The sequence below is a fragment of the Caballeronia calidae genome, from assembly GCF_900044055.2.
GTDB lineage: Bacteria > Pseudomonadota > Gammaproteobacteria > Burkholderiales > Burkholderiaceae > Caballeronia > Caballeronia calidae.
Genome location: NZ_FCOX02000034.1, coordinates 1 through 23,022 on the forward strand (window position 1 = coordinate 1; position 23,022 = coordinate 23,022).

Below are 23,022 nucleotides of genomic sequence, written 5' to 3' on the forward strand. Positions count from 1 at the left end.
ACTTCGCCGGGATAGACCGACAAGCGCACGTCGTTGAGCGCGCGCACGCCGGGAAAGGTCTTGCTGATGCCGCGCATCTCGAGAAGCGGCGGTCGGCTGGAAGAGTCATGCGGCATGGTTCACCTCTTGCGATTTGATGCCCGCGTGGCGGATGGCCGCGCGCGGTGAGAAGTTGAAGAACATCGGCAGCGTGGCTGCGCCGATCGCGCCCGCATCCGGGCCGAAGGAACCGCGCACGAGCGAAGGCGTTCCGCGCGCTTCGGGCGCGTTGGCCGCGAGCGTCGTCGAAAGACGGTTGACGAGCCTGTCGAGCAGGCCGCCGTCGATATCGGAGTCGATCACGACCATCGGCACGTCGAGTACGCAGAGCGTCGCGCGCAAGGCGGGCGCGAGCGCTTCGATGCAGTCGTCGATCCATTCGTCGACGGCGGGAAGACGCCGCTCGATGCACGCCTGCAAGTCGACGCGGTTGTCTGCCGCCGCGCCGCAGTAGTTGAGGTGCCGCACGAGCGCGTTCAGCGATGCACGCGACAGCAGGATGTCCCACGGGCCGTTCGGCTGCGGCGCGGAGGGCAGGCGGCTCGGCGGCACCGGAATCACGCCGATATCGCCCGCATTGCCCGACGCGCCGCGCAGACAGTCGCCGTGGATCGCGATGCCGCCGCCGATCGCCGAGCCGAGAAACAGATAGACGAAGTCGTCGCAGCGGCGGCCGTGGCCGTAGAACAGTTCGGCGGTCGCGGCGGCGTTGCCGTCGTTCTCGCTGAAAACCGGCAGCGATAGCGCGCGGCCGAGTTCATCGGCGAAATCGGTTTCGTCCCAGGCGCGGAACCTTTCGGCGGGCAAGCCGAGTTCGCGCAGCCAGCTCCCGAGATTGAACGGTTGCGCGATGCCGACGCCCGTCAGCCGCTCGCGTTCCGTCGCGGAAAGCAGGCCGAGCATGGTTTCGATGTCGCGCCGCACGATGCTCAACACCTCGGACGGATGCGGCAGCACGGCATCGAGCGCGCTGCGGGCGAGCACGTCGCCGGCGAAGTTCACGAGCACCGTCTCGATGCCCGTGCGATCCAGCCGCACGCCGATGCCGAACGCGCCGCGCGGATCGAGCCGGATCAGCGACGCGGGCTGGCCGCGCTGACCTTCGAGACGCCGCCCCGTGTATTCGATCAGTCCCGCATTTTCCAGCGACTCGACGATGCTGCCGACCGCCGTGCTCGTCAGGTTCGCGTGACGCGCGAGATCGGCCTTGGAGGCCGGCTCGGCGCGCCGCAGCGCTTGCAGGAGCAGGCGCTCGTTGTACCGGCGCACGCTCGCGGAGTTGCTTCCTCTGCCGCTTGGGGATTTCACGCGCTGTCTCCGAAAGAGGCCATCGAGTCGCGGCCATTAATTAAATCAAGTTGATTTATTTAAGAACGAAGGCGCATCGAAGTAAAGGAGGGAAATCCCGAAGCGATGTTTAAGCGCTCTTTGAAGACGGCCGAGCATGAAACGCGATGCCCCGCCGTTGCAAATCGCGGACCCGGTGCGCTTTCACACTAGGCGATGCGGCGAGCAGTGCCAAGAAACGGGCAGATGATTTGCGGCGAGCTTACAGACGGCGATAAACCCGCTTTCGACGCCCAGCGCGGGCGCAGCGACGCGCGGATCGATGTGCTATCGTCGGCGACACTTTTCGACACTTCCGCCGGCGTTCCATGTTTTCGATCTCGCAAGCCACGCACGCGACCAAGGCCGCGCAGTACGACGAGCTGCTTCAGCAGACCCGCGCGCTCATCGCCGATGAAAACGACTTCATCGCCAATGCCGCGAATTTCTCGTCGCTCGTCTATCACACGCTGCCCGATCTGAACTGGGCGGGCTTCTATCTGTTCGATGGCACGGAGCTCGTCGTCGGGCCGTTTCAGGGCAAGCCGGCGTGCGTGCGTATCGCGATCGGGCGCGGCGTGTGCGGCACGGCGGCGCGCGAACGGCGCACGCAGGTCGTGCCGGACGTGCATGCGTTTCCCGGCCATATCGCGTGCGATTCGGCGTCGCGCTCGGAGATCGTCGTGCCGCTCATCGCGAGCGATGGCACGCTGATCGGCGTATGGGATGTCGACAGTCCCGTGCCGAACCGCTTCGACGATGAAGACGCGCTCGGCATGGAAGCGCTGTGCACGGCGTTCGTCGCGCTCGCGTGGGGCAAGCGCGCGGAGCGCTGATATGTCCGCCGACGCGATCGACAACGGCGTCGTCACGATTGCGAGCGCGCACGGCGCCATCGCGACCGCCGACAAGCTCGAAGCGCTGATCCGTGCGCGCGGGCTGATGCTTTTCGCGCGCATCGACTTCAGCGGCGACGCCGCGCGCGCCGGTCTCACGATGCCGCCGAGCCAGTTGCTCGTGTTCGGCAATCCGCAGGCGGGCACGCCGCTGATGCAGGCCGTGCCGACCGCCGCGCTCGATCTGCCGCTCAAGGTCCTGTCGTGGGAAGACGCGGACGGCCGCGCCTGGCTGTCATACAACGCGACGGAATATCTCCGCGCGCGTCACGGGCTCGATGCCGAACTGATGAAACCGGTCAGCGGCGTGGCCGCGCTCGTCGAGGCGGCGGCGCGCTGAAACCGTGCCCTTACGCGCGATGCGGCTGCGGCCGGCGGCCGGGCGCGTGCGTTTACAATGAGACGTTTCAGCCGTCTCGACAAATCCATGACGAGCCTCGCCCGCCGCCGCCTGCTTGCCGCGTGCGCCCTGAGCGCATGCGGACTCGCGCGCGTTCGCGACGCGCGGGCCGCATCGGACAAGGCGACGGTCGCGCTCGTGATGAAGTCGCTGAACGACCCCTTCGTCGTCTCGATGATCGAAGGCGCGCGCAACTACCAGCGGCACTACACCTCGCAGCTCGACCTCACGACGCACGGCACGCTGACCGACAACGACGTGGCCGGGCAAATCCACATCGTTGAATCGCTGATCGATGCGAAGACGAACGCGATCGTGATCGCGCCCGCCGATTCGTTGGCGCTCGTGCCCGTCGCGGCGAAGGCGATCGCGGCCGGCGTCATCGTGATCGCGATCGACAACCCGTTCGACGAAGCCGCGCAGGACGCGGCCAACATCACGATTCCGTTCGTCGGACCGGACAGCCGGCGCGGCGCGCGGCTCGTCGGTGCGTATCTCGGCTCGAAGCTGAAGGCGGGCGATGAGGTGGGCATCATCGAGGGACCGACGAACGATCGCAATGCGCAGCAGCGCACGGTCGGCTTCAAGGACGCGATGAACGCGGCGGGCATGCATATCGCCGATACAGACGGCGGCGAGTGGACCGTGGCGAGCGGCAAGGCAATCGCGCTGCAAATGCTGTACGCGCACCCAGCGCTGCGCGGCCTGCTCTGCGCGAACGACAACATCGCGATGGGCGCGATCGACGCGGTCCGCATCGCCGGCAAGAAGGATCGCGTGCTGGTTACGGGCTACAACAACATCGACGCCGTGCAGCCGATGCTAGATGACGGCCGCCTGCTCGCGACCGTGGAGCAATTCGGCGCGCGGCAGGCGGTGTTCGGCGTGGATGTCGCGGTGAAGGCGCTCGTGGAGCGACGGCGGCAAAAGGATTTGTCGCCGTATATGGAGACGCCGGTTCAGCTCGTGACGAAAGGGCGGGGGAAGGGGTTTCGGTTCGGGGCGTCGTGAGCTTTGAGAAAAGTCGTGTAGGTCGCTCGGCTGAGTTCGCATAGTGTTGCCAACACCGGATTGCGCATTCAACGAGGAGACCGTCGCATGAGGACCCAACACGCTCACCATCACCGCCAAATCAGGCAGCCGAGAAAGGCTTGGACAGCGATTCCCACAGCCGTCGTGCCACTTTACGTTCAGTCTGCGCTCAGAGACGCGATTCGCCTGGAGCGCATTTCCGCGGCGGACTACGATGATCTGCTATGGATTCTGGCTCAGGAGTCCAGCGGCATCGTCGATAACCGAAATTACAGTTCATCGGCGCGAGGCTTGTTCCAGCTTTTGCGCGCGCAATACGATTTGAATCCGCATGGAGAGAAATCGTTTGGCAATGCCGTGGAGGAATGCCAAGGCGGGATTCGATATATCTATGGCCGCTATCATTCGGCAAGAGCGGCACGGGCCTTCTGGGAAAAGCATCACTGGTACTGAGCCATGCGGAAACTTCTCGTCGTGATCTGGCTGCTCATGGCGGTCCCCGTCCTGGGCCGCGCTCAAGATGCCGCGCCCGGCTTCGCGGACTATCCGTCAGTCGTTGAAGCGGCGCGCCGGCCGCTCAAGCTCCGGCTGACCACAAGCGAAAGCCGCCGCTATGCCACACAACTCACCGAAGCGGCAAACGCACCCGTCGACTTTGCGGGCCACTACATCCTGGCCGAATGGGGCTGCGGCGCGAGCTGTGTGATGGCTGCCGCGATCGATGCGAAGACGGGGAAGGTCATCATGCTTCCGTTCACCGTCTCCGACTGGCCGCTCGATATCACCGAGCCTCTGGTTCATCGAAAGGACAGTTCCCTGTTGATCGTCCACGGCAGCAGAAATGAACAGGGACGCGGCGTCTACTACTACCGGTTCGACGGCACCGCGTTCAGGTTGATCAAAGCCAGCGTCCTTAGCCTGCGTTCCCCAACACCCCCCGCGCCGCCAGACTCCGATACAACGCCCGCACGCCGAACGTCCACGGCTCGATCTCCGTCGAAAGCCTGACCGTGTTGACGAGCGCACCGAGGTTCGGCGTCGAGATCGTCACGACATCGCCGAGATGATGCGTGAATCCGCCGCCTTCGCTGTCGCGGTCCTTGATCGGCGAGAACATCGTGCCGAGGAACAGCATGAAGCCATCCGGATACTGATGATGCGCGCCGTGCGTCTGCTGGACGAGATCGGCGGGATCGCGGCTGATCTCGCTCATGTGGCTCACGCCTTCGAGCACGAAGCCATCGTCCGCGCCGTCGATGCGCAGCGACACGCTCGTCGCGCGCACCGAATCCAGCGTGAAGCGCTCGTCGAACAAGCGCACGAACGGGCCGATCGCGCACGACGCATTGTTGTCCTTCGCCTTGCCGAGCAACAGCGCACTGCGGCCTTCGATATCGCGCAGATTCACGTCGTTGCCGAGCGTCGCGCCCACGATCTCGCCGCGCGCATTCACCGCCAGCACGATCTCCGGCTCCGGATTGTTCCATTGCGATGTCGGATACAAACCGACGTCCGCGCCGAAACCCACCGACGACATCGGCTGCGACTTCGAAAACACTTCGGCGTCCGGCCCGATGCCCACTTCCATGTATTGCGACCACGCGCCGCGCCGCTCGAGTTCGGCCTTCAGCTTCATCGCCGCGTCCGAGCCGGGCTTGATCTTCGACAGATCCGCGCCGATCAGCTTGTTGATCGTGTCGCGCACTTCCTGCGCCTTGCTCGCGTCGCCGCCGGCCTGTTCCTCGATCACGCGCTCCAGCAGACTCACCGCGAACGTGACGCCGCATGCCTTCACCGCCTGCACATCGCAAGGTGCGAGCAGGCGCAGGCCATCGGACGACGCATCGAGCGTCGCTTGCAGCAGATCCTGCAAGTTGCCGAGATGCTCGCCTTCGGCGTCACGGGCGATGTCGAGCGCATCGGCGTTATCGAAGAGATCGGCGGTGGTCGGCGCGGCGCGCGTGATGTCGAACACTTCGCCCTTGCGCACCGCGACGACGGCGGGACCGTTCACGGGCGCGGGACGCCAGACGCGGCCGATCAGCACGGCGTCGGCGAAATCTTCGGGCAGGCAGGAGGAAACGTTGACGGTTTGCATGAATTCGAATGGCGGGCGGAAAAGGAGAGCCGATCGTAGCCCGCGCGTTCATCGGTGTCCATCAGGTTGATTGTTTATCCAACCTGTTGGAAACTGTCCGCTCCGCTACGGATGAATCCGCCCCATGGAAAAAGCCTACGATGTCCCCGCGCTGCGTCGCGCGAGCGACATTCTCGAAGCGCTCGCCAGCGCCGCGAAGCCGGTGCGCGCAACGGCGCTCGCCGAACAGACGGGCCTCTCGCGCAGCACGCTCTATCTGCTGCTCGAAACGCTCGCGCGCATGCAATGGATCGACAAGCGCGACGACGGCTACATGATCGGCGTCGGGCTCTTCGAACTGGGCAACGCCTATGTGCGCCACGACAAGCTGCAGGCCGCGTTTCGCGAAGGCGCGGGCGCGTTCATCAACAAGCATAACGAGGTCGTGCAGCTCGCGGTGCTCGACGGCGTGCAGGTGGTCTATATCGCGCGCGAGGACGCGCATCGGCCGGTGCGGCTCGTGTCCGATCTCGGCTCACGCCTGCCCGCGCATTGCTGCGCGCTCGGCAAGGCGCTGCTCGCCGGCATGAGCGATGAAGCCGTGATCGAGCGTCTTCCCGAGCGTCTCGAAGCGGTGACGCCGCGCACCATCACGCGGCGCGCGGCGCTGTTGCGCGAACTCGCCGCGATCCGCGCGAGCGGCCTCGCCGTCGAGCGCGAGGAAGTGGCCGAGGGTCTCGCGTGCTTCGCGGCGTATGTCGGGATGACGCCGGCGGGCAAGCGCGTCGCGGTATCGACGAGCGTGCCGGTCGGCCGGCTCGATCCGAAGCGCGAGAAGCAGATTTCGATCGGCATCGTCCAGCTCGCGGCTCACTTGCGCGGCGCGCTCTGACGATGCGACGTACGCGCCTGCGGCCGGCCGTGTGACGCCGCGAAGCGCGCCTCGATCGACTCCATTTCGTTTTCCACATACGCGGGCGCCGGCGAGTGCGCCGCGATCAGCACGTCGCAGCGCGCGTACGAGCAGACCACGTCGCGCAGACGCGCTTCGCCGTGCCGCCAGGCGGTCTCCGCTTCGCCGCCGAGCACGATCAGATCCGCGCCGGCCTCGATCGCCTGTTTCGCGATCAGCTCGCCGACGCTCGTGCCGTCGAGCGGCTGCGTGACGCTGCGCGCGACGCCGTCGATGCCCGCGCTATCGATCAGCCGCGCGGCATAGCGTGTGACGGCGCGCGCGTGATCGTCGATGACGTCGAGCGTTTCGCCCGGATTGCTTTCCGCGGTGACGATGGCCCACCACGGCGCCTGATCGACGATATGCAGCGCGGTGAGCCGCGCGTTGCAGTCGCGGGCGCGCGTGATGGCGGTGATCAGGGCGCTTTCGCTGAGGCTCGTACCCACGGCAACGAGAATGTGCTTGTACATGATCGGGCTCCTGTCTGTGTCGGTGTGTCAGAGAGGATGATCGGCGCGCAAAGTTAGCGGCGAATGAGCGCGTGTCCGCATCTTTTACAAGGGAACTTAAAAGCGGCGCGTTCGGAGTTTTTTCTGCCAGCCGTACGCATACGGGGTTCGAGCCGGGTCGTAGCCGCGGGGGAACAGCGCTTGCTATTTGTCGGCTCTCGAATGGATATGCGTCGGGCGTCCGAGCGCCCACGGCGTGCAAAGCGCGAGCGCGCAAGTCGGATCGTTGCAGGCGCAACTACCCTCGCTCGATGCGCGGATCGCACAGTCGATGAACGGTCTCGCCGTGCTGAAGGCGGCGCGTTGCGCGCGATCCTCGGCGGCGGATGGCAGGGCGACGCCGCCGCCACCGCGCAAAATCAACGGCGGCGCTTTTTCCAGTCGTAATCGGCGGGCGGATCGGCGACGCCGGGCTTGCCGACCGAATGCGGGTTTTCACTGCATAGCGTGACGAAGCCGATGTCCTCGCCATCGGCCTGGCGCTTGCGCAGGTCTTCCGCGAAGCGCAGCGCGTCGGCGAGCGCGCTGGCGTCGAATCGTTTGAAGTGCGCCGCACCCTCGATATCAGGGTTGCCGCCAAGCCAATACACGACGAACATCGATTAGCCTCTCGTCAGGGGATGTGCGCACCATCGTCGCAGCTCGCGCCGCGGCGATGCAAATCCTGCACGCCGCCCGGGCATCGGTGCGTCGTGACAGCCACCGGGTATTCCCGAAGTGTAGCGTCGACGGTCCGCATGCCGCTTGACGTTGCTGTTTCGGGAACCCGCGAGGGAATGATCGTTGCTGTTATCTCCGTCCATTCCGAGGCAACTACGATGCAACGATACGACCGTGTTCCTTCGCAAGCGCTGTGGCAGATTCCGCTGCCCGCGACGCGCCACGACGAGCCGCGCGTGCTCATCGCCGATGACGATCTGGAGGCGACGCGCGCGATCTGCCTCGCGCTCGAAGACGCCGAGTTCACGGTGCGCGCGGTGCACACGGGACTCGACGCGGTGTCGCTGGCGCGCAAGTGGCGGCCCGGCGTGGTGCTGCTCGATCTGATGATGCCGCTCGGCGACGGCTGGGAGGCCGCCGAAGCGATCCGCGCGATCGATCTCTCGATGCTGCTGATCGCGCATACGAGCCGCACCGACCCCGACGACCTGATGCGCGCGCAGCGCACCGGCTTCAACGGCTACTTCGTCAAGCCGACGGAGCTGGACGGAATGATCGCCGTGATCCGCGATTATTTCTCGACGCGGGAAGGCGCGGACGATCACGCATCGGCGGGACGGCGCTGAATCGCATCCAGCTGAACCGAGAGCCGCTCGATATCGCGTCGAACGTGCTCTTTCAGCACGTCTTCCCAGTACTGACAGTAGCCCGCCCAGAACGGCATCTGCGTATGCGCGGACGCGGCCGTCGGCAGAGGATCGGGCAGCATCCTGCTCAGGCGCCGGATCTCCCTGTGCTTCCATTGCAGCAGCGTGCGGCGATATCCGCGTTTCGGCGCGCACATCTCGTTCATTCTCGCGACGGCGACTGAGAAGCCCTCGGCCGGGCGCGACGCCATTTTCGTCAGTACTGCTGTCTGCGGGCGCGGCCCGCGCTCGTGGCAAATGATCGCGCCGATTTGCCCCAGGATGTACATCGCTTCCGCCATCGGCGGCTCGGAATGGTGTTGCATGACGCCTCTCTGATTTTCATTATGGATTTTTGCGCATGGGCGCTGTACGCGGCCGCGGTCTCAAAAATGAAACCATGTAGCTTGGCCTATTAATAAGATATCAAAGCGGAATAATTCCTAGATGTGTATCCACAAAAAGATACAGTCGATGAATTAAAGTCGATGAGATGCAGCCGATGCACCGCGCATGGATTGACGACGATGCAACAGCAAGGCGCCCCTGCACACGCATGCAGCGGCGCCGTTTCTTGACGAAGCGCGCAGATCGGCGCCGGATGTCAGCCAGCTAGTGTCTGCGCGTCGGACTGATCCGGATCAGAACGCGTCGAGCACATGCTGCGCAAACAGATCGCGCACGCCTTTGGGCGTGTCGTCGTTTTCGCAGGTCGCGGCCGCGACGATCTCCTCGCGCCGCGCCACGAAGATGAACTGCTCGCCGTATCCCGCCGCGAAGACATAGCGCGGATCGATCCAGCAGAGATAGCCGTATTGCGCGTCTGCCATCGGCGGGCCGCCGTCGCTGTGCACGGACGTGGCTTCGTCGATGAACGCTGCGTCGATGAGTTGCGCGCCGCGCCATGCGCCGCGATGCATCATCAGCTGACCGAGCTTGATCATGTCGCGCGTGCGCAGCATGAGTCCGCGGCCGCCGAACGTGTGCCCGTCTTCATCGACGATCCATTCGCTCGCGGTGATGCCGAGCGGGGTGAAGAGTGTGTCGCGCGCGTAGCACTCGAGCGTGCGCCCCGTCGCGGATTCGATGACGAGCGACAGCAATTGCATCGCATGCGAGTCGTATTGGAAGCGCATGCCGGGCGGCGCGATGGGACGCGACAGAATGAAGCGCAGACGGCTCTCGTCGCGGTCGAACCGCTCGCACGGACCGAGCACGCATTCGTCGACGACGCTCGGGTCCCATTCGAAGCCGGATGTCATCGTCAGAAGGTGACGCAGTGTGATGCGTTGAACGCGGCGGTCGAAGCCGTGTTCGCGCATCTGCGGCAGAACGCGGCTGACGGGCGTGTCGAGATCGGGCAGCACGCCTTCGCGTAGCGCAGCGCCGGCCGCCAGCCCGACGACGGTCTTCGTCACCGAGTTGATGTCCTGCAGGCTGTCCGGCGCGACATCGTGGCGATAGTGCTCGAACACGATGCGGTCATCGTGCGCGACCACGAAGCTGCGCACGCCGCTCTGCCCGGTCAGCGCGCGACGCAGGGCAGCAAAGTCTGATTCGTTGGCGAAGTTCATGGGCAGGAACGGCGATGGCTTCGAGATGAATAGGATATCGAATCAAATGCAGGCGGTCGATTGCGAACAGCAGCTTGCTTGATCTGTATGCACATTTATTGCAGTTGTGTTACACATTGAGCAATTCGGATGCCACGCACGACGGCATCGCAGCCTTTCAGCAACGTCAACTCACACTCAGCGAGGCTGAATTTGTCCGTTCGACGAATCGCGACGCTCTGGCGGCTTGGCCAGGCATTCGTGCGCGAAAGCCATCTGACCGGCGACGGCGCCGCGATAACCCGCGTGGCGCGTTTCTTCGCGTCTCATGGCGCGCGCGCCGCGCCGCTCGGGGCCGGCGTGCCCGCGCTCTCGCAACTCTCGCGCGTGCTGGAAAATGCGTCCGGCGCGCTCGCGCGTCATCCCGCGCTGGCGGAAACGGCGGTGCGCGTCGCGCTGTCCGAGCTGGACGGACTTTTCACGCCTTACGATGCGGCTCGCTTTCGCGCGGCTTGCGAAGCCGCGTTTCCGGCCACGCTCGCCTTCGAACTCACGGATCTGAGCGACGTGCCCTTGCGCTCGGGCGTCGCGGAGCAGACGCATGCCGCGCGCATCGGCGCGGTGCCGGTGCGCGTCACGCTGCTGCGCGCGGACGCGCGTGCCGAACTCGACGACGATCTCGATCTCGCGCTCGCCGCGGCGCGCTTCGCGGAGCGACGCTCGTCGAAGGCGCGCGAGCTGCATCCGGTGGAATGGGTGCGCCGGGCGCGCGAAAGCGTCGACGCGATGATCGACCTGCGCCAGCGCGCGGCGGATCAGAGCTATCTGCGTTTTCGCCTGCGCGACGACGACCGCCTCGCCGTGCCCGAAGTGCTCTGGGACTATTGCAACGACGCCGTGCTGACGACGCGCGCGATCGAAACCGCCGCACTGTCGGATGCCGAGGCGCTCGCATCGTGCGGGCTCGATCGGGCCGATGTTCTCGCGACGCTGATCGAGGCGTTCTTCGAAATGGCGCTCGGCGTCGGGCTGTATCACGCGGGACTGGATGCGGCGGGCGCGCGCGTGAGCATCGAGCGCGAGACGCGCGGCCGGATCGTCCTCGAAGCCGACAATCCGATGATGATCTTCGCCGCGCACGAGCGCGATTTTCTCGTCGGCGTGTCGCATGCGCTCATGGAGGGCGATCACAAGGCGGCGGCGCGCACGCATCTCGAACACGGCCGGCCCGCCGCGAACGCGACGCATCACGAAGTGCGCGTCGAAGCGACGTACCGGCGCGAGGCGGAGCGTTTCGCGTCGCCGGATGCGCGAAGCAACGCGGGTGTCGCGCATCTGTTCGGCGCGATCGGCAAGGCGCCCGCCGAGCACATGTTCAGCGCGGCGCACGGGCGGATCGCATCGCGGGCGATGCTGCTGGCGCGTTCGGCGGAAAGGATCGAGCGCATCGCGCACGAGATCGCGCCGAACGTCGATGTATGGAAGATCGCGCGCAGGGTCATCCTGCGGCTCGCGGCGGACCAGTTCAGCTTCAGGAGTCTCGCGGCGCGTTTCGTGAGGGAGGCGACGCACTGGCCGCACACGCTGCCGCGCTTGCCGACGCTCATCGCGCAGCGTGCGGCGGCGTCGCAGCGCACGCGCGGGAGGATATTCCGCTAGCGCGTAACTAGCGCGTGCCGGGGCTCATGCGCTCCGCGATCGCGCGGCACGCTTCCTTCAGCGGCGCGACGTAGGTGTCGAGCGGCGTCGCGCTCTTTCGGAACAGCGGAATGCTGACGCTCACGCAGCCGAGCGTCGCGCCGTTCGCGCCGACGATCGCGCTGCCATAGCAGAAAATCTGCGCCTCGTTTTCTTCGCGGTCTTCGGAGTAACCGCGTGCCTGCGTCAAGTCTAGCTCGGCGTCGAGCGCGCCGCGGTCCACGATCGTGTTCGGCGTGAAGCGCTCGAACGCGATGCCTTGCAAAAGCGCATCGCGTTCAGCGGGCGGGAACGTCGACAGATACGCCTTGCCGACGGAACTCGAATAGAGCGTCACGCGCGTGCCGATGCGCGACGCCATGCGCACCGCATGCGGACTCTCCAGCTTCTCGACATACACCATCTCCGAGCCGCTCCGAACGGCGAGGTGCACGGTTTCCTGTGTCGCGTCGCGCAGCGCCTGCAGCGCGTCGGTGGCAGCGATGCGCAAATCCGAGCGCTCCCAGCTCCGGCTCGCGAGCGACATCAGGCGCGGGCCGAGCGCGTAGCACCCGCCACGCGTACTCTCGACGACCAGCCCTTCCGCGATCAGCGCGCCGACGATGCGATACACCGTCGGGCGCGGATAGCCGCTCGCCGCCGTGAGACGCGCGATGGTCGGCGGCTCGGCGGCGTCGGCGACGAGTTGCAGCACCGCCATGAACTTCGAGAAGGCGGCGGTGCCGGTGGCTTTGGCGTCGGGAGAAGAGGCGTCTGCAGGCATGATCCGGGAATCATGCCACGAGATAGCCGCCATCGACCGGAACGATCGCGCCCGTCATGAACGACGCCGCCGGCGACGCGAGAAACGCCGTCACGCGCGCGACGTCTTCGGGCAAGCCCCAGCGCTTCATCGGCGTTCGATCGAGGATGGCTTGCGAGCGGCCGTCGTCGTCCTGCAGCGCCTGCGTCAGCGGCGTCGCGATCCAGCCGGGCGCGACCGCGTTCACGCGAATGCCGTCCGCGGCGTAGGCGATGGCGAGCGACTTCGTCAGCTGCGCGACGCCGCCCTTGCTCGCGCTGTACGCGGGCACGAGGCCGCCGCCGAAGAACGTCAGCATCGACGCCGTGTTGACGATCGAGCCTTTGCTCCTCGCGAGCAAGGCACGCGCGGCGGCGCACATGCGCATCGTGCCGTTCAGATTCACGGCGATCACGCGCTCGAAGGTTTCGATGTCGTGCTCGTCGCCGCGACGGATCATGCCCGCGCAGTTGACGAGCACATCGAGTGCGTCGAGGTGGTCGAAGAGAGCGGCGGTGCTGTCGGCATCGGCGACATCGAGTGCGGCGATTTCGATGTCGTCGCCCAAAGCGTCGCGCTGGGCATCGGTGGGCGCGATGCCCGCTGCGATCACGCGCGCACCGAGCGCGGCGAACTGCTGCGCGATGCCCGCGCCGATGCCCTGCGTGCCGCCGGTCACGACGACGGTCTTGCCCTTGAAGAGATCAGCCTGAAAAGTCATATCGGTCTGGTTCATACGGCGGGAACGGCTTCTGCGGGTTGCTCGACGTCCTGAATCGGCGAGCGCACGACGAACATGTACACGAGCGCGGCGGCGAACGCGACGCCCGCGCTGATCAGGAACGCGTTCACGAACGAATGCGTCTTGTCGACGACGAGGCCGGTGATGAACGGCGCGAACGAGCCGCCGAAGTAGCCGCCGAAGTTCTGGATACTGCCGAGCGACGCGACCATGTGGCGCGGCGCCGCGACGGACACGAGCGCCCATGCCGCGCCGCTCGCCATGTTGACGAAGAACATCGCCGCGGAGAGATAGACGATCGCGAGCGTCAGGTTCGGCGTGAACGCGGCCGGCACCGTGAAGAGCGCGCCGCCGATGAGGCCCGTGCAGATCGGCCACTTGCGGCTGCGGATCGGCGCGACGCCGCGCGCCATCAGCCCATCGGCGATGAAGCCCGACGACAGCATGCCGAGCGTGCCGGCGAGATAGGGAATCGTCACGACCCAGCCGGTCTTCGCGATCGTCAGATGACGCTCGTGTTCGAGATACGCGGGCAGCCACGTGAGGTACAGCCACACCATGTAGATCACGCCCATGAAGCCGAAGATCATGCCCCACGTGGTCGCCTTGCCGAAGAGACCGCGCCATTCGGCGAAGGTCATGTTGCGTTCCATGCGCTGCGCCGGCTCGCCTTCGGTCAGATGCGCGAGCTCCTGCGATTCGAGCTTCACGTCCTTGCGATTGCGATAGACGATGTACCAGCCGATCGACACCGCGATGCCGAGCGCGCCCATGATGACGAACATGTTGCGCCAGCCGAAGGAGAGCAGCAGCACGGTGAGGATCGGCGGCGCGAGCGCGGGTCCGATCGTCGATGACGTGACGAAGATGCCCGTCGGCTTGCCGCGTTCGCGCTGCGCGAACCATTCGGAGACGACTTTCGCGCCCGCCGGAAACTGCGGCGCCTCGCCGATGCCGAGCGCGATGCGCGCCGCGAGGAACTGATGCAGGTTCGTGACGAGCCCGCCGAACAGCTGCGCGACGGACCATACGAACATGCCGAGGCCGAGCATGATGCGCGCGCCGAAGCGGTCGAGCATCACGCCGATGGGCAACTGCGAGAACGCGTAGGCGAACGAGAATGCGGAAAGCAGCAGGCCCATTTGCGAGGCGGACAGGCCGAGCTCCTGCGTGACCGAATGATTCGCGATCGACAGCGTGCTGCGATCGAGATAGTTGACGATGCCTGCGAGCATGAGAAACGTGATCGCAATGACCTGAATGCGCTTCAGGCGCGGTGATTTTTCCAGCATGGTGTCTCCTCCGAATGCGCTTTCTATGAACGCTTCGGCGTGTTGAGGGATACGGCGGTTTAACGAATGAACTGCTCGACGAAGTCGGCGCCCAGGCCGACGGATTCGTAATGCTTGCGGCACATGTCGACCTTGGTGAACACGTCCTCGTAGCCGGTGTAATTGCCGTACGGATCGCAGTAGAACATCACGCCGTTCACCTGGAAGTACGTGATCATTTCCTCGACGTCTTCCGGCACGTAGAGCGTGTGCGTTTCACCGGGCGGCTCGAAGACGTAGCTGCCTTCGGTCGCTTCCCAGTCGTGCTCCAGATAACGCCAGCGGCCTTTCAGCACCATGCCATGCACCGCTTGCGGGTGACGATGGCGCGATAGCACGCCGGACTTGCGCACGCGCAGGAGGTTCATCCAGTAGCCCGTCGATACGTTCAGACACAGCGGGCGGAACCAGACGTTTTCGGCTTGCGGGACCCATTCGCGCTCATCGGTCGGAATCGCGGTGGGGACGACGATTTCCTTTTGCGCTTCCTTGGGGAAGGGTAGTTGATACGGCGTCATGACATCAGCCGCCGGTTTTGGCGCACTCATCGCGTCTCCTTGTCCATATTGTGGATGATGAAATCAGATTATGGACAGATATTCGCGCTGCTTGCGCCGATTGTCAAGATTCTTCAACGGATGGTGAATTCGTGCTATAGGCGCGCGTCGGGCAATGGAGGTGCAGCGGGGGAAACGTGCTTGGGGGAAGCGAGGCAGGGTTTGAACGTGCGCGAACGCGTCATTCGATCTAATGCGAATCTGGCGCTTTTTCGACAGCAGGCCGCGCGACAGCCCTGAGACCGTGTGGACGGTCGTATCGACTAGCGGCGGCTAGCCGCGAAACCGGGCCGCGGGCCACGATGACCCGCGCGCCCGTTTATTCGCGGCTGGCCGCCGTCGTCGACAGCCGCTATTACTTGGCGGCCGGCGATTTGACGCTCGGGGTTGCCAGCGTGTTATTGCTCGTCGGCGCGCTATTCGTGGTGCTGTTGGTGCTGCTCGGCAGGCCTGAATTCGGCGACCTGGTCATTCCGCTTTCCGAGTTCGTAGCGCCTGGCGTGCCGTAGCCGCCGTCCGTTGCGCGATTGACCTGGTTTGCCGGGCTCGCCGTGCTGCCAGTCGAACCGGCGCCGCTCGTACCGCCGCCGGCCGCCTGCGCAAAAGCGCCGCCCGACAGCGTGAGTGCGGCGACGGCCGCGATTAACGTGCTGGTTGCCTTGCTCATGATCGGTCCCTCCTTGATCGGACTGGAATGTACACGCAGACGGGCTCCGCCTGCTTGACCACGAGTGACGCAAACACCGTGCCGCGTATTCCTATGCGCACCGCAATGAAAAAAGGGCGGACCCGAAAGCAGGCCCGCCCTTGATTGCACGACGAAGCCGACGACTTATCGCGCCATCATCAGCATGTGCACGTTATGCATCACCCACACCGTGCCGACGATGATCACCAGCGACATCGCGATGGTGTAGGCGAACGACATGGCATGCCAGCGCTGTCCCTTCGACGCGTTCACGTGCAGGAAGAAAACCACATGCACGATCATCTGAATGGCGGCGAGAACCGCAAGCGCGACGAGCGCGCTTTCGCCCTTGAACGCGCCCGAGGACACGGACCAGAACGACGCCACGGTCAGCACCACGGCCAGCACGAAGCCGATGAGATAACCGCGCACGGTGACGTGCGGGAAATCGCTTGATTCGGTATGCGTATGTGCCATCAGATGACGCTCCCAAGATAGACGAAGGAAAACACGCAAATCCAGACGATGTCGAGGAAGTGCCAGAAAAGGCTCAGGCAGGCGAGGCGGCGTAGTCCGCGCTCGGTCATCTGCGGCCTGCGCATGATCTGGACGGCCAGCACCGCCAGCCACACGAGGCCGATGGCGACGTGCAAGCCGTGCGTCCCGACCAGCGTAAAGAACGCCGACCAGAACGCGCTGCGCTGCGGCCCCGCGCCTTCCGTGATCAGATGCGCGAACTCATGCAGTTCCAGCCACAGGAAGCCCGCGCCGAGCAGCGCCGTGACGAAGAGCCACGCGAGCACCGCGCGCGACTTTCTGAAGTGCGCCGAGATCATCGCGAGACCGAAGGTCAGGCTGCTCGTGAGAAGCAGCGCCGTTTCGTACGCGACGTCGTTCAGGTTGAAGAGCTCCCTGGGCGTGGGACCGCCTGCCGTTTGCATCTCGAACATCGCGAAGGTCGCGAAGAGCGACGCGAACAGCACGCAGTCGGTCATCAGATAGGCCCAGAAACCGAACACCGAATGCGACTGGTGCTCATGCTCGTGCGCATGCTGCGCGGAAAGTGTCGATTGCGCCATTTACATTGCCTCCAGTTCCAGTTCGCGTGCGGCGCCTGCCTTCGCAGGCGTCTTCGGCGGGCGATTGCGCTCTTCGATCGACTTCACGGTCGCCGCCGGGATGATGAAGCCGGCGTTCTCACGGAAGCTGTAACCGATCGCCGTCGCGGCGATGCCGACCAAGCCCGCGATAGCCAGCCACCAGATGTGCCAGATCCCGGCGAAACCCAGCGCGAGGGCGAACAGACCGATCACGAGACCCGCGCTCGTATTCGACGGCATATGGATGTCGCCATACGGACGCGTGTCGACGCGGGCGTGCTCCTTCGCATCGGCGAAATCGTCCAGTTCGCGCACAGCCGGAATGTTCGCGAAGTTGTAGACCGGCGGCGGCGAGCTCATCGTCCATTCGAGCGTGCGCGCGTCCCACGGATCGCCATTGACGTCGCGATAGGCGGGCTGATTGCGGCGCAGGATACTCACCACGATCTGCAAGACCTGGAAGACGACGCCCAGCGCGATGATGCCCACGCCGACGGCGGCCACGATCAGGTACGGCTGCCATGCCGGGTTGTCGTAGTGATTCAGGCGGCGCGTCATGCCCATGAAGCCGAGGATGTAGATCGGCACGAACGCGACGAAGAAGCCCACGAACCAGCAGACGAACGCATTGCGGCCGAGCTTTTCGTCGAGCTTGAAGCCGAACACCTTCGGCCACCAGTACTGCACGCCCGCGAAGTAGCCGAACACCACGCCGCCGATGATCGCGTTATGGAAGTGCGCGATCAGGAACAGGCTGTTGTGCAGCACGAAGTCCGCGCCCGGAATCGCGAGCATCACGCCGGTCATGCCGCCGAGCGTGAACGTGATGACGAAGCCGATGGTCCACAGCACCGGCGTCGTGAATTGCACGCGGCCACGGTACATCGTGAAGAGCCAGTTGAAGATCTTCACGCCCGTCGGGATGGAAATGACCATCGTCATAATGCCGAAGAAGGCATTGACGTTCGCGCCGGAACCCATCGTGAAGAAGTGGTGCAGCCAAACGAGGAACGACAGCACCATGATGCAGCACGTCGCCCAGACCATCGTCTTGTAGCCGAACAGCGGCTTCTTCGAGAACGTGGCGACCACTTCCGAATAGATGCCGAACGCGGGCAGAACCAGGATGTAGACCTCGGGGTGACCCCAGGCCCAGATCAGGTTCAGGTAGACCATCGGGTTGCCGCCGCCGTCGTTCGTGAAGAAGTGCATGCCGAGGTAGCGGTCGAGGCCGAGCAGCGCGAGCGCGACGGTCAGGATCGGGAACGTCGCCATGATCAGCACGTTCGAGCAGAACGCAGTCCACGTGAAGACCGGCATTTTCATCCACGTCATGCCGGGCGCGCGCATCTTCACGATCGTCACGAAGAAGTTCACGCCGGTCAGCAGCGTGCCGACGCCGGACAACTGCAACGCCCAGATGTAGTAATCGACACCGACGCCCGGACTGAACTGCGTCTCGGAGAGCGGCGGATACGCGAGCCAGCCCGTCGTCGAGAACTCGCCGATGAAAAGCGACACGTTGATCAGAATGGCGGCCACGGCCGTCATCCAGAACGAGAGCGAGTTGATGAACGGGAAGGCCACGTCGCGTGCGCCGATCTGCAGGGGCACGACGAGGTTGAAGAACGCGACCAGCAGCGCCATGGCCATGAAGAAGATCATGATGGTGCCGTGCGCCGAGAAGACCTGGTCGAAGTGATGCGGCGGCAGATAGCCCGGCCCGTCGAGCGCGATGGCCTGCTGCAGGCGCATCATGACGGCGTCGGCGAAGCCGCGCACGAGCATCAGCCCGGCGACGACGAGATACATGACCCCGATGCGCTTGTGATCGACCGAAGTCAGATACTCGCGCCAGAGCCAGCCCCATTTGCCGAGTTTGGTGATAAGGCCAGCCGTACCGATTGCGAGGATCGCCATGAAGACGGTCGCCCCCATGATGATGGGTTCGTGGTACGGGATCGCCTCAAGCGTTAGTTTGCCGAACATGGCTTACCCCTTGGTTACACAATTTGCGCCATTCACATCGAAGCGGCCATAGTTGTATTTGGCGACGATGTTGTTGAAGAGCTTCGGATCGACGGTCGAGAAATAGCGCACTGCGACCTTCTCGCTCGGACGCGCGACACCGGCGTAGACGTCCATGCTCAACGCCTCGGGCGCTGTCTTGACCTTCTTGATCCACGCGTCGAAGTCGCCGTTGGACATGGCGAGCGCGCGGAACTTCATGTCGGAGAAGCCTGCGCCGCTGTAGTTCGCCGAGATGCCCGCGTAGTCGCCGGCGTGATCGGCGAGCAGGTGCAGACGGGTCTGCATGCCGGCCATTGCATAGATCTGGCCGCCGAGCTGCGGGATGAAGAACGAGTTCATCACCGAATCCGACGTGATGCGGAAGTTCACCGGCGTGCCGACCGGGAACGCGAGCTGGTTCACCGATGCGACGCCGAGGTCCGGATAGATGAAGAGCCACTTCCAGTCGAGCGCGACGACTTCGACGTTGATCGGCTTGACATCCGATTGGAGCGGCTTGTACGGATCGAGCTCGTGCGTGGTCTTCCACGTCAGGATCCCGAGGTACAGGATGATGATGGCCGGAATGGTCCAGATCACGACCTCGATGGCCGTTGAGTGCGCCCACTTCGGAGCGTAGGTGGCGTTCTTGTTCGACGCCCGATAGCGCCACGCGATGAACAGGGTGAGCAGAATCACCGGGACCACCACGAGAAGCATGGTGTAGGTCGCGGTGGCGATCAGCGAGGATTCCGCCGCGCCAATCACGCCCTTCGAGTCCAACACTTCCAGCTTGCAGCCCGAAAGACAGAGACTGGCTATCAACCCTGATAACAACGGCACTGCTAAACGTTGGGTATTTTCATTCATTGCATTCGCTGGTTTGTTTGATCGAAGCGTCCCGGAAGAGCGCCGTTACGCGGCGTGGCGCCGCGTCAGGATCATGCCACGCGCGATTTTTCGCGATGGCGCGAATGTTTGGAAATTTGTTTCAGATCAAGCTTATGCGACAGGGTGTCGCGTGGGATATCGCCCTTCCGGACCGAGTGAGGTCGGGAGCACAGTCCGCAACAACGGAATACGGTCGCGGATGTAATAAAACGTAGGTCGAGGGCGGTGCATCGTTTGGATTACTCCCTCGGGACTAGCGACACATCGACGCCGCATCCCAGCGGCGAATAGGCGTCGCGCACGAGGCTCCCTAACCTTGTCGGCATGGCTACAACGACAAGGAAACGACGATGAGCGTCGCCAGGGCAGCCCTGCCAACCACCGCGTCCACCGATACGCGCGCATGGCGCGTGCTCGGCGCAAGCACCTTCGCATTCACGATCTGCTTCGCCGTCTGGATGGTCTTCGCCATCCTCGGCATTCCGCTCAAGAAGCAACTTCATCTCAGCGATACCGAGTTCGGCCTCATCGCCGCGATGCCCGTGCTCACGGGTTCGCTCGCGCGCGTGCCGCTCGGCATCTGGACCGACCGCTTCGGCGGCCGCACTGTCTTCTTCTGGACGATGGCCGTCACCATCGTCCCGATCTGGCTCGTCGCCTACGCCACCGAGTTGTGGCAGTTTCTCGTGCTGGGCTTGTTCGTCGGCTTCGCGGGCGCATCGTTTTCGGTGGGCACGCCGTATGTCGCGCGCTGGTTCCCGAAGTCGCGACAGGGTTTCGCGATGGGCATCTTCGGCGCGGGCAACTCCGGCGCCGCGCTCACCAAGTTCGTCGCGCCGGTGCTCATCATGGCAGCCGGCACGTGGACCATCGTGCCCAAGGTCTATTCCGTTGCGATGCTCGTCACGGCGCTCGTCTTCTGGCTCGTGTCCGCATCGAACCCGGCGCACCGCAGCGCGAGCACGCAGGGCTTCGTCGCGCAACTGGCCGTGCTGAAAGACCGGCGCGTGCTGCGTTACGCGCAGTTCTATTCGGTCGTGTTCGGCGGCTATGTCGGCCTCGCGTTGTGGATGCCGCAGTACTACGTGAACCAGTACGGCTATGGCATCGAGCGGGCCGCATTCCTCGCGGCATGCTTCTCGCTGCCCGGCGGCGTGCTGCGCGCGCTGGGCGGCTGGATGTCCGACCGCTTCGGCGCGTATCGCACGACGTGGATCGTCATGTGGGTCGCGCTCGCGTGCTTCTTCCTGTTGAGCTATCCGGTGACGGATTTCGTCGTCCGCGCGAAGGACGGCCCGCTCACGTTCCATATCGCGATGGGGCCGGTCACGTACACCGCGCTGATGTTCGTCGTCGGCGTGGCGATGGCGGTCGGGAAGGCGTCGGTGTTCAAGTTCGTGTCGGACGAATTTGCCGCGAACATCGGCGCGGTGTCGGGCGTCGTCGGTCTCGCGGGCGGACTCGCCGGCTTCCTGCTGCCCATCTTCTTCGGGATGCTGGTCGACCTCACGGGCGTGCGTACCACCTGCTTCATGCTGATGTTCGGCGCGACCGCCATCAGCCTGATCTGGATGCATTTCACGTTCGAGCGTCCGCGCAATGAAAGCCCGGAACTCGCCGCAAGCGCGCACTGAATTTCCACAAGGCGCGCGTGTCGCGCCGTCATCATCGAGAAATCGTCATGTCAAGATATCTACTCACCGTCTGGGAGCCGGAAAACGCGGCCTTCTGGCGTGCGACCGGCGAATCGGTCGCCCGCCGCAATCTCTGGATCTCGATTCCCGCGCTGGCGCTGGCCTTCGTCGTGTGGTCGCTGTGGAGCGTCGTCGTCGTCAGTCTCGACAAGGGCGGCTTCCATTTCACGAAAGACCAGCTGTTCTGGCTCACCGCGTTGCCGCCGCTTTCGGGAGCGACGTTGCGCATCTTCTATTCGTTCCTCGTGCCGATCTTCGGTGGCCGGCGCTTCACCGCGTTTTCCACGGCGAGCCTGCTGATTCCCGCGATCGGCATGGGCTTCGCGCTGCGCGATCCGTCGACGACGTATCCGACGCTGCTCATCCTCGCATTGCTGTGCGGTCTCGGCGGCGCGAACTTCAGCTCGTCGATGGCGAACATCAGCTTCTTCTTTCCGAAGGAGAAGAAGGGCTTCGCGACCGGCATGAACGCGGGCATCGGCAATCTCGGCGTCTCGATCGTGCAGTTCGTCACGCCGCTCGTGATCTCGGCGAGCGTGTTCGGCGCGTTCGCGGGCCAGGGTCACGACTATGTCGTGAAAGGCGTCGAGCACAGCGTCTGGCTGCAGAATGCGGGCTTCATCTGGGTGCCGTTCATCGTGGTCGCGTCGCTCGCGGCGTGGTTCGGCATGAACGATATCGCGGATGCGAAGGCATCGTTCAGCGAGCAGGCCGTCATCTTCAGGCGCAAGCACAACTGGCTGATGTGCCTGCTGTATGTCGGCACGTTCGGCTCCTTCATCGGCTTCTCGGCGGGTCTCGCGCTGTTGACGAAGGCGGAGTTTCCGTCGGTCGATCCGACCGCGTATGCGTTCCTCGGGCCGCTCGCGGGCGCGCTCACGCGTCCGCTCGGCGGCTGGGTCTCCGACCGTCTCGGCGGCGCGCGCGTGACGCTGTGGACCTTCATCGCGATGATCGCCGCCGTCTTCGGCGTGATGACGTGCCTGCCGCATGGCGGCTCGGACGGCAGCTTCTCCGGCTTCCTCGCGATGTTCATCGCACTGTTCGCGCTGACGGGCATCGGCAACGGCTCGACCTTCCGCATGATTCCGGTGATCTTCCTCACGCAGAAGCAGCGCGAAGGCGAAGGCAAGTCCGACGCGGCAAAGAAGCAGGCGCTGCACGAAGCGGGCAAGGAATCGGCCGCGGTGCTCGGCTTCGCGGGCGCGATCGGCGCGTACGGCGGCTTCTTCATTCCGCGCAGCTTCGGCACGTCGATGAGCGCGACCGGCTCGCCCGACGCCGCGCTCTGGTGCTTCATCGGTTTCTACGCGCTGTGCGCGGCCGTGACGTGGTTCTGCTACGCGCGGCGCAATGCGGCAATGCCGTGCTGAACTAGTCCGAAAGGCGTAGACGAC

General features: G+C 64.6%; 25 protein-coding genes. 10 read left to right on the forward strand and 15 right to left on the reverse strand.

Annotation, left to right across the window (positions count from 1 at the left end; genetic code table 11):
• Positions 1-105: 105 nt before the first annotated feature.
• Positions 106-1,347: an ROK family transcriptional regulator gene (locus tag AWB78_RS26210; RefSeq protein ID WP_062608882.1), complete on the reverse strand. Its 1,242-nt coding sequence runs from the start codon at positions 1,345-1,347 to the stop codon at positions 106-108.
• A 347-nt stretch (positions 1,348-1,694) separates the two neighbouring features.
• Between AWB78_RS26210 and msrC the strand changes: the two genes are divergently transcribed.
• The 5 genes from msrC to AWB78_RS26235 all read left to right on the forward strand — a co-directional run bounded on the left by msrC (position 1,695) and on the right by AWB78_RS26235 (position 4,701).
• The gene (gene msrC / locus AWB78_RS26215; RefSeq protein WP_062608883.1) at positions 1,695-2,201 is read left to right on the forward strand and encodes a free L-methionine (R)-S-oxide reductase MsrC; all 507 of its coding nucleotides are present in this window, start codon (positions 1,695-1,697) and stop codon (positions 2,199-2,201) included.
• A 1-nt stretch (position 2,202) separates the two neighbouring features.
• The gene (locus AWB78_RS26220) at positions 2,203-2,601 is read left to right on the forward strand and encodes a DUF302 domain-containing protein (RefSeq protein WP_062608884.1); all 399 of its coding nucleotides are present in this window, start codon (positions 2,203-2,205) and stop codon (positions 2,599-2,601) included.
• A gap of 87 nt (positions 2,602-2,688) precedes the next feature.
• Complete coding sequence (locus AWB78_RS26225) at positions 2,689-3,672, forward strand: substrate-binding domain-containing protein (protein ID WP_062608885.1); 984 nt, start codon at positions 2,689-2,691, stop codon at positions 3,670-3,672.
• An 87-nt stretch (positions 3,673-3,759) separates the two neighbouring features.
• Positions 3,760-4,146: an aggregation-promoting factor C-terminal-like domain-containing protein gene (locus AWB78_RS26230; protein ID WP_062608886.1), complete on the forward strand. Its 387-nt coding sequence runs from the start codon at positions 3,760-3,762 to the stop codon at positions 4,144-4,146.
• Between the two features lie 3 nt (positions 4,147-4,149).
• Entirely contained in the window at positions 4,150-4,701 is a 552-nt protein-coding gene (locus AWB78_RS26235; protein WP_062608887.1) for a hypothetical protein, read from the forward strand.
• On the opposite strand, the gene AWB78_RS26240 is transcribed toward AWB78_RS26235, so the two are convergent.
• On the reverse strand, positions 4,607-5,791 hold the full coding sequence (locus tag AWB78_RS26240; RefSeq protein ID WP_062608888.1) for a fumarylacetoacetate hydrolase family protein: 1,185 nt from the start codon (positions 5,789-5,791) through the stop codon (positions 4,607-4,609). The two genes, AWB78_RS26235 and AWB78_RS26240, sit on opposite strands and share 95 nt — an antisense overlap.
• A 124-nt stretch (positions 5,792-5,915) precedes the next feature.
• Between AWB78_RS26240 and AWB78_RS26245 the strand changes: the two genes are divergently transcribed.
• A complete protein-coding gene (locus AWB78_RS26245) occupies positions 5,916-6,662 on the forward strand; it encodes an IclR family transcriptional regulator (protein ID WP_062608889.1) in 747 nt (248 codons plus the stop codon).
• On the opposite strand, the gene AWB78_RS26250 is transcribed toward AWB78_RS26245, so the two are convergent.
• Both AWB78_RS26250 and AWB78_RS26260 read right to left on the reverse strand, forming a co-directional pair.
• Positions 6,641-7,195 (reverse strand): universal stress protein, encoded by a 555-nt coding sequence (locus AWB78_RS26250; RefSeq protein WP_062608890.1) that lies wholly within the window; start codon positions 7,193-7,195, stop codon positions 6,641-6,643. The genes AWB78_RS26245 and AWB78_RS26250 overlap by 22 nt on opposite strands.
• A gap of 398 nt (positions 7,196-7,593) precedes the next feature.
• Positions 7,594-7,833: a hypothetical protein gene (locus AWB78_RS26260; RefSeq protein WP_062608892.1), complete on the reverse strand. Its 240-nt coding sequence runs from the start codon at positions 7,831-7,833 to the stop codon at positions 7,594-7,596.
• 219 nt (positions 7,834-8,052) lie between these two features.
• Here AWB78_RS26260 and AWB78_RS26265 point away from each other — a divergent pair, with 219 nt between their 5' ends.
• Positions 8,053-8,520 carry a response regulator gene (locus tag AWB78_RS26265; RefSeq protein ID WP_062608893.1) on the forward strand — a complete coding sequence of 156 codons (468 nt, stop codon included), beginning with the start codon at positions 8,053-8,055 and terminating at the stop codon, positions 8,518-8,520.
• On the opposite strand, the gene AWB78_RS26270 is transcribed toward AWB78_RS26265, so the two are convergent.
• Positions 8,496-8,906, reverse strand: coding sequence for a hypothetical protein (locus tag AWB78_RS26270; RefSeq protein ID WP_062608894.1), 411 nt, complete (start codon positions 8,904-8,906; stop codon positions 8,496-8,498). The two genes, AWB78_RS26265 and AWB78_RS26270, sit on opposite strands and share 25 nt — an antisense overlap.
• Positions 8,907-9,221: 315 nt before the next feature.
• A complete protein-coding gene (locus AWB78_RS26275) occupies positions 9,222-10,154 on the reverse strand; it encodes a serine hydrolase domain-containing protein (RefSeq protein ID WP_062608895.1) in 933 nt (310 codons plus the stop codon).
• Between the two features lie 192 nt (positions 10,155-10,346).
• On the opposite strand from AWB78_RS26275, the gene AWB78_RS26280 reads away from it, so the two are divergent.
• Positions 10,347-11,792 carry an AarF/UbiB family protein gene (locus tag AWB78_RS26280; protein WP_062608966.1) on the forward strand — a complete coding sequence of 482 codons (1,446 nt, stop codon included), beginning with the start codon at positions 10,347-10,349 and terminating at the stop codon, positions 11,790-11,792.
• Positions 11,793-11,799: 7 nt separating this feature from the next.
• Here AWB78_RS26280 and AWB78_RS26285 read toward each other — a convergent pair whose 3' ends face one another.
• From AWB78_RS26285 to cyoA, 9 genes are all read right to left on the reverse strand, one after another.
• On the reverse strand, positions 11,800-12,594 hold the full coding sequence (locus AWB78_RS26285; protein ID WP_062608896.1) for an IclR family transcriptional regulator: 795 nt from the start codon (positions 12,592-12,594) through the stop codon (positions 11,800-11,802).
• 10 nt (positions 12,595-12,604) lie between these two features.
• Positions 12,605-13,333 carry an SDR family NAD(P)-dependent oxidoreductase gene (locus AWB78_RS26290; protein WP_062608967.1) on the reverse strand — a complete coding sequence of 243 codons (729 nt, stop codon included), beginning with the start codon at positions 13,331-13,333 and terminating at the stop codon, positions 12,605-12,607.
• A gap of 11 nt (positions 13,334-13,344) precedes the next feature.
• The gene (locus AWB78_RS26295) at positions 13,345-14,646 is read right to left on the reverse strand and encodes an MFS transporter (RefSeq protein WP_062608897.1); all 1,302 of its coding nucleotides are present in this window, start codon (positions 14,644-14,646) and stop codon (positions 13,345-13,347) included.
• Positions 14,647-14,705: 59 nt separating this feature from the next.
• Positions 14,706-15,233: a 2,4'-dihydroxyacetophenone dioxygenase family protein gene (locus AWB78_RS26300; RefSeq protein ID WP_062608898.1), complete on the reverse strand. Its 528-nt coding sequence runs from the start codon at positions 15,231-15,233 to the stop codon at positions 14,706-14,708.
• Positions 15,234-15,597: 364 nt separating this feature from the next.
• On the reverse strand, positions 15,598-15,909 hold the full coding sequence (locus AWB78_RS48505; RefSeq protein WP_074173538.1) for a hypothetical protein: 312 nt from the start codon (positions 15,907-15,909) through the stop codon (positions 15,598-15,600).
• A gap of 165 nt (positions 15,910-16,074) precedes the next feature.
• Positions 16,075-16,407 carry a cytochrome o ubiquinol oxidase subunit IV gene (cyoD, locus tag AWB78_RS26310; protein WP_062608900.1) on the reverse strand — a complete coding sequence of 111 codons (333 nt, stop codon included), beginning with the start codon at positions 16,405-16,407 and terminating at the stop codon, positions 16,075-16,077.
• The gene (gene cyoC, locus AWB78_RS26315; RefSeq protein ID WP_062608901.1) at positions 16,407-17,009 is read right to left on the reverse strand and encodes a cytochrome o ubiquinol oxidase subunit III; all 603 of its coding nucleotides are present in this window, start codon (positions 17,007-17,009) and stop codon (positions 16,407-16,409) included. The genes cyoD and cyoC overlap by 1 nt, the downstream gene beginning before the upstream one ends.
• The gene (gene cyoB, locus AWB78_RS26320; RefSeq protein ID WP_062608902.1) at positions 17,010-19,019 is read right to left on the reverse strand and encodes a cytochrome o ubiquinol oxidase subunit I; all 2,010 of its coding nucleotides are present in this window, start codon (positions 19,017-19,019) and stop codon (positions 17,010-17,012) included.
• Between the two features lie 3 nt (positions 19,020-19,022).
• Positions 19,023-19,910 (reverse strand): ubiquinol oxidase subunit II, encoded by an 888-nt coding sequence (gene cyoA / locus AWB78_RS26325; protein ID WP_062608903.1) that lies wholly within the window; start codon positions 19,908-19,910, stop codon positions 19,023-19,025.
• 371 nt (positions 19,911-20,281) lie between these two features.
• Between cyoA and AWB78_RS26330 the strand changes: the two genes are divergently transcribed.
• Both AWB78_RS26330 and AWB78_RS26335 read left to right on the forward strand, forming a co-directional pair.
• Positions 20,282-21,565: an MFS transporter gene (locus AWB78_RS26330; protein WP_062608904.1), complete on the forward strand. Its 1,284-nt coding sequence runs from the start codon at positions 20,282-20,284 to the stop codon at positions 21,563-21,565.
• Between the two features lie 47 nt (positions 21,566-21,612).
• Positions 21,613-22,998 carry a NarK family nitrate/nitrite MFS transporter gene (locus AWB78_RS26335; protein WP_062608905.1) on the forward strand — a complete coding sequence of 462 codons (1,386 nt, stop codon included), beginning with the start codon at positions 21,613-21,615 and terminating at the stop codon, positions 22,996-22,998.
• Positions 22,999-23,022 lie beyond the last annotated feature (24 nt).

Coding starts and splice junctions, on each gene's coding strand:
- AWB78_RS26285 (WP_062608896.1), bottom strand. CDS start 12,594: ATGCCTGCAGACGCCTCTTCTCCCGACGCCAAAGCCACCGGCACCGCC.
- AWB78_RS26330 (WP_062608904.1), top strand. CDS start 20,282: ATGAGCGTCGCCAGGGCAGCCCTGCCAACCACCGCGTCCACCGATACG.
- AWB78_RS26270 (WP_062608894.1), bottom strand. CDS start 8,906: ATGCAACACCATTCCGAGCCGCCGATGGCGGAAGCGATGTACATCCTG.
- cyoC (WP_062608901.1), bottom strand. CDS start 17,009: ATGGCGCAATCGACACTTTCCGCGCAGCATGCGCACGAGCATGAGCAC.
- AWB78_RS26240 (WP_062608888.1), bottom strand. CDS start 5,791: ATGCAAACCGTCAACGTTTCCTCCTGCCTGCCCGAAGATTTCGCCGAC.
- AWB78_RS26225 (WP_062608885.1), top strand. CDS start 2,689: ATGACGAGCCTCGCCCGCCGCCGCCTGCTTGCCGCGTGCGCCCTGAGC.
- msrC (WP_062608883.1), top strand. CDS start 1,695: ATGTTTTCGATCTCGCAAGCCACGCACGCGACCAAGGCCGCGCAGTAC.
- AWB78_RS26300 (WP_062608898.1), bottom strand. CDS start 15,233: ATGAGTGCGCCAAAACCGGCGGCTGATGTCATGACGCCGTATCAACTA.
- cyoA (WP_062608903.1), bottom strand. CDS start 19,910: ATGAATGAAAATACCCAACGTTTAGCAGTGCCGTTGTTATCAGGGTTG.
- cyoB (WP_062608902.1), bottom strand. CDS start 19,019: ATGTTCGGCAAACTAACGCTTGAGGCGATCCCGTACCACGAACCCATC.
- AWB78_RS26235 (WP_062608887.1), top strand. CDS start 4,150: ATGCGGAAACTTCTCGTCGTGATCTGGCTGCTCATGGCGGTCCCCGTC.
- AWB78_RS26290 (WP_062608967.1), bottom strand. CDS start 13,333: ATGACTTTTCAGGCTGATCTCTTCAAGGGCAAGACCGTCGTCGTGACC.
- AWB78_RS26250 (WP_062608890.1), bottom strand. CDS start 7,195: ATGTACAAGCACATTCTCGTTGCCGTGGGTACGAGCCTCAGCGAAAGC.
- AWB78_RS26245 (WP_062608889.1), top strand. CDS start 5,916: ATGGAAAAAGCCTACGATGTCCCCGCGCTGCGTCGCGCGAGCGACATT.
- AWB78_RS26265 (WP_062608893.1), top strand. CDS start 8,053: ATGCAACGATACGACCGTGTTCCTTCGCAAGCGCTGTGGCAGATTCCG.
- AWB78_RS26230 (WP_062608886.1), top strand. CDS start 3,760: ATGAGGACCCAACACGCTCACCATCACCGCCAAATCAGGCAGCCGAGA.
- AWB78_RS26260 (WP_062608892.1), bottom strand. CDS start 7,833: ATGTTCGTCGTGTATTGGCTTGGCGGCAACCCTGATATCGAGGGTGCG.
- cyoD (WP_062608900.1), bottom strand. CDS start 16,407: ATGGCACATACGCATACCGAATCAAGCGATTTCCCGCACGTCACCGTG.
- AWB78_RS48505 (WP_074173538.1), bottom strand. CDS start 15,909: ATGAGCAAGGCAACCAGCACGTTAATCGCGGCCGTCGCCGCACTCACG.
- AWB78_RS26275 (WP_062608895.1), bottom strand. CDS start 10,154: ATGAACTTCGCCAACGAATCAGACTTTGCTGCCCTGCGTCGCGCGCTG.
- AWB78_RS26220 (WP_062608884.1), top strand. CDS start 2,203: ATGTCCGCCGACGCGATCGACAACGGCGTCGTCACGATTGCGAGCGCG.
- AWB78_RS26295 (WP_062608897.1), bottom strand. CDS start 14,646: ATGCTGGAAAAATCACCGCGCCTGAAGCGCATTCAGGTCATTGCGATC.
- AWB78_RS26335 (WP_062608905.1), top strand. CDS start 21,613: ATGTCAAGATATCTACTCACCGTCTGGGAGCCGGAAAACGCGGCCTTC.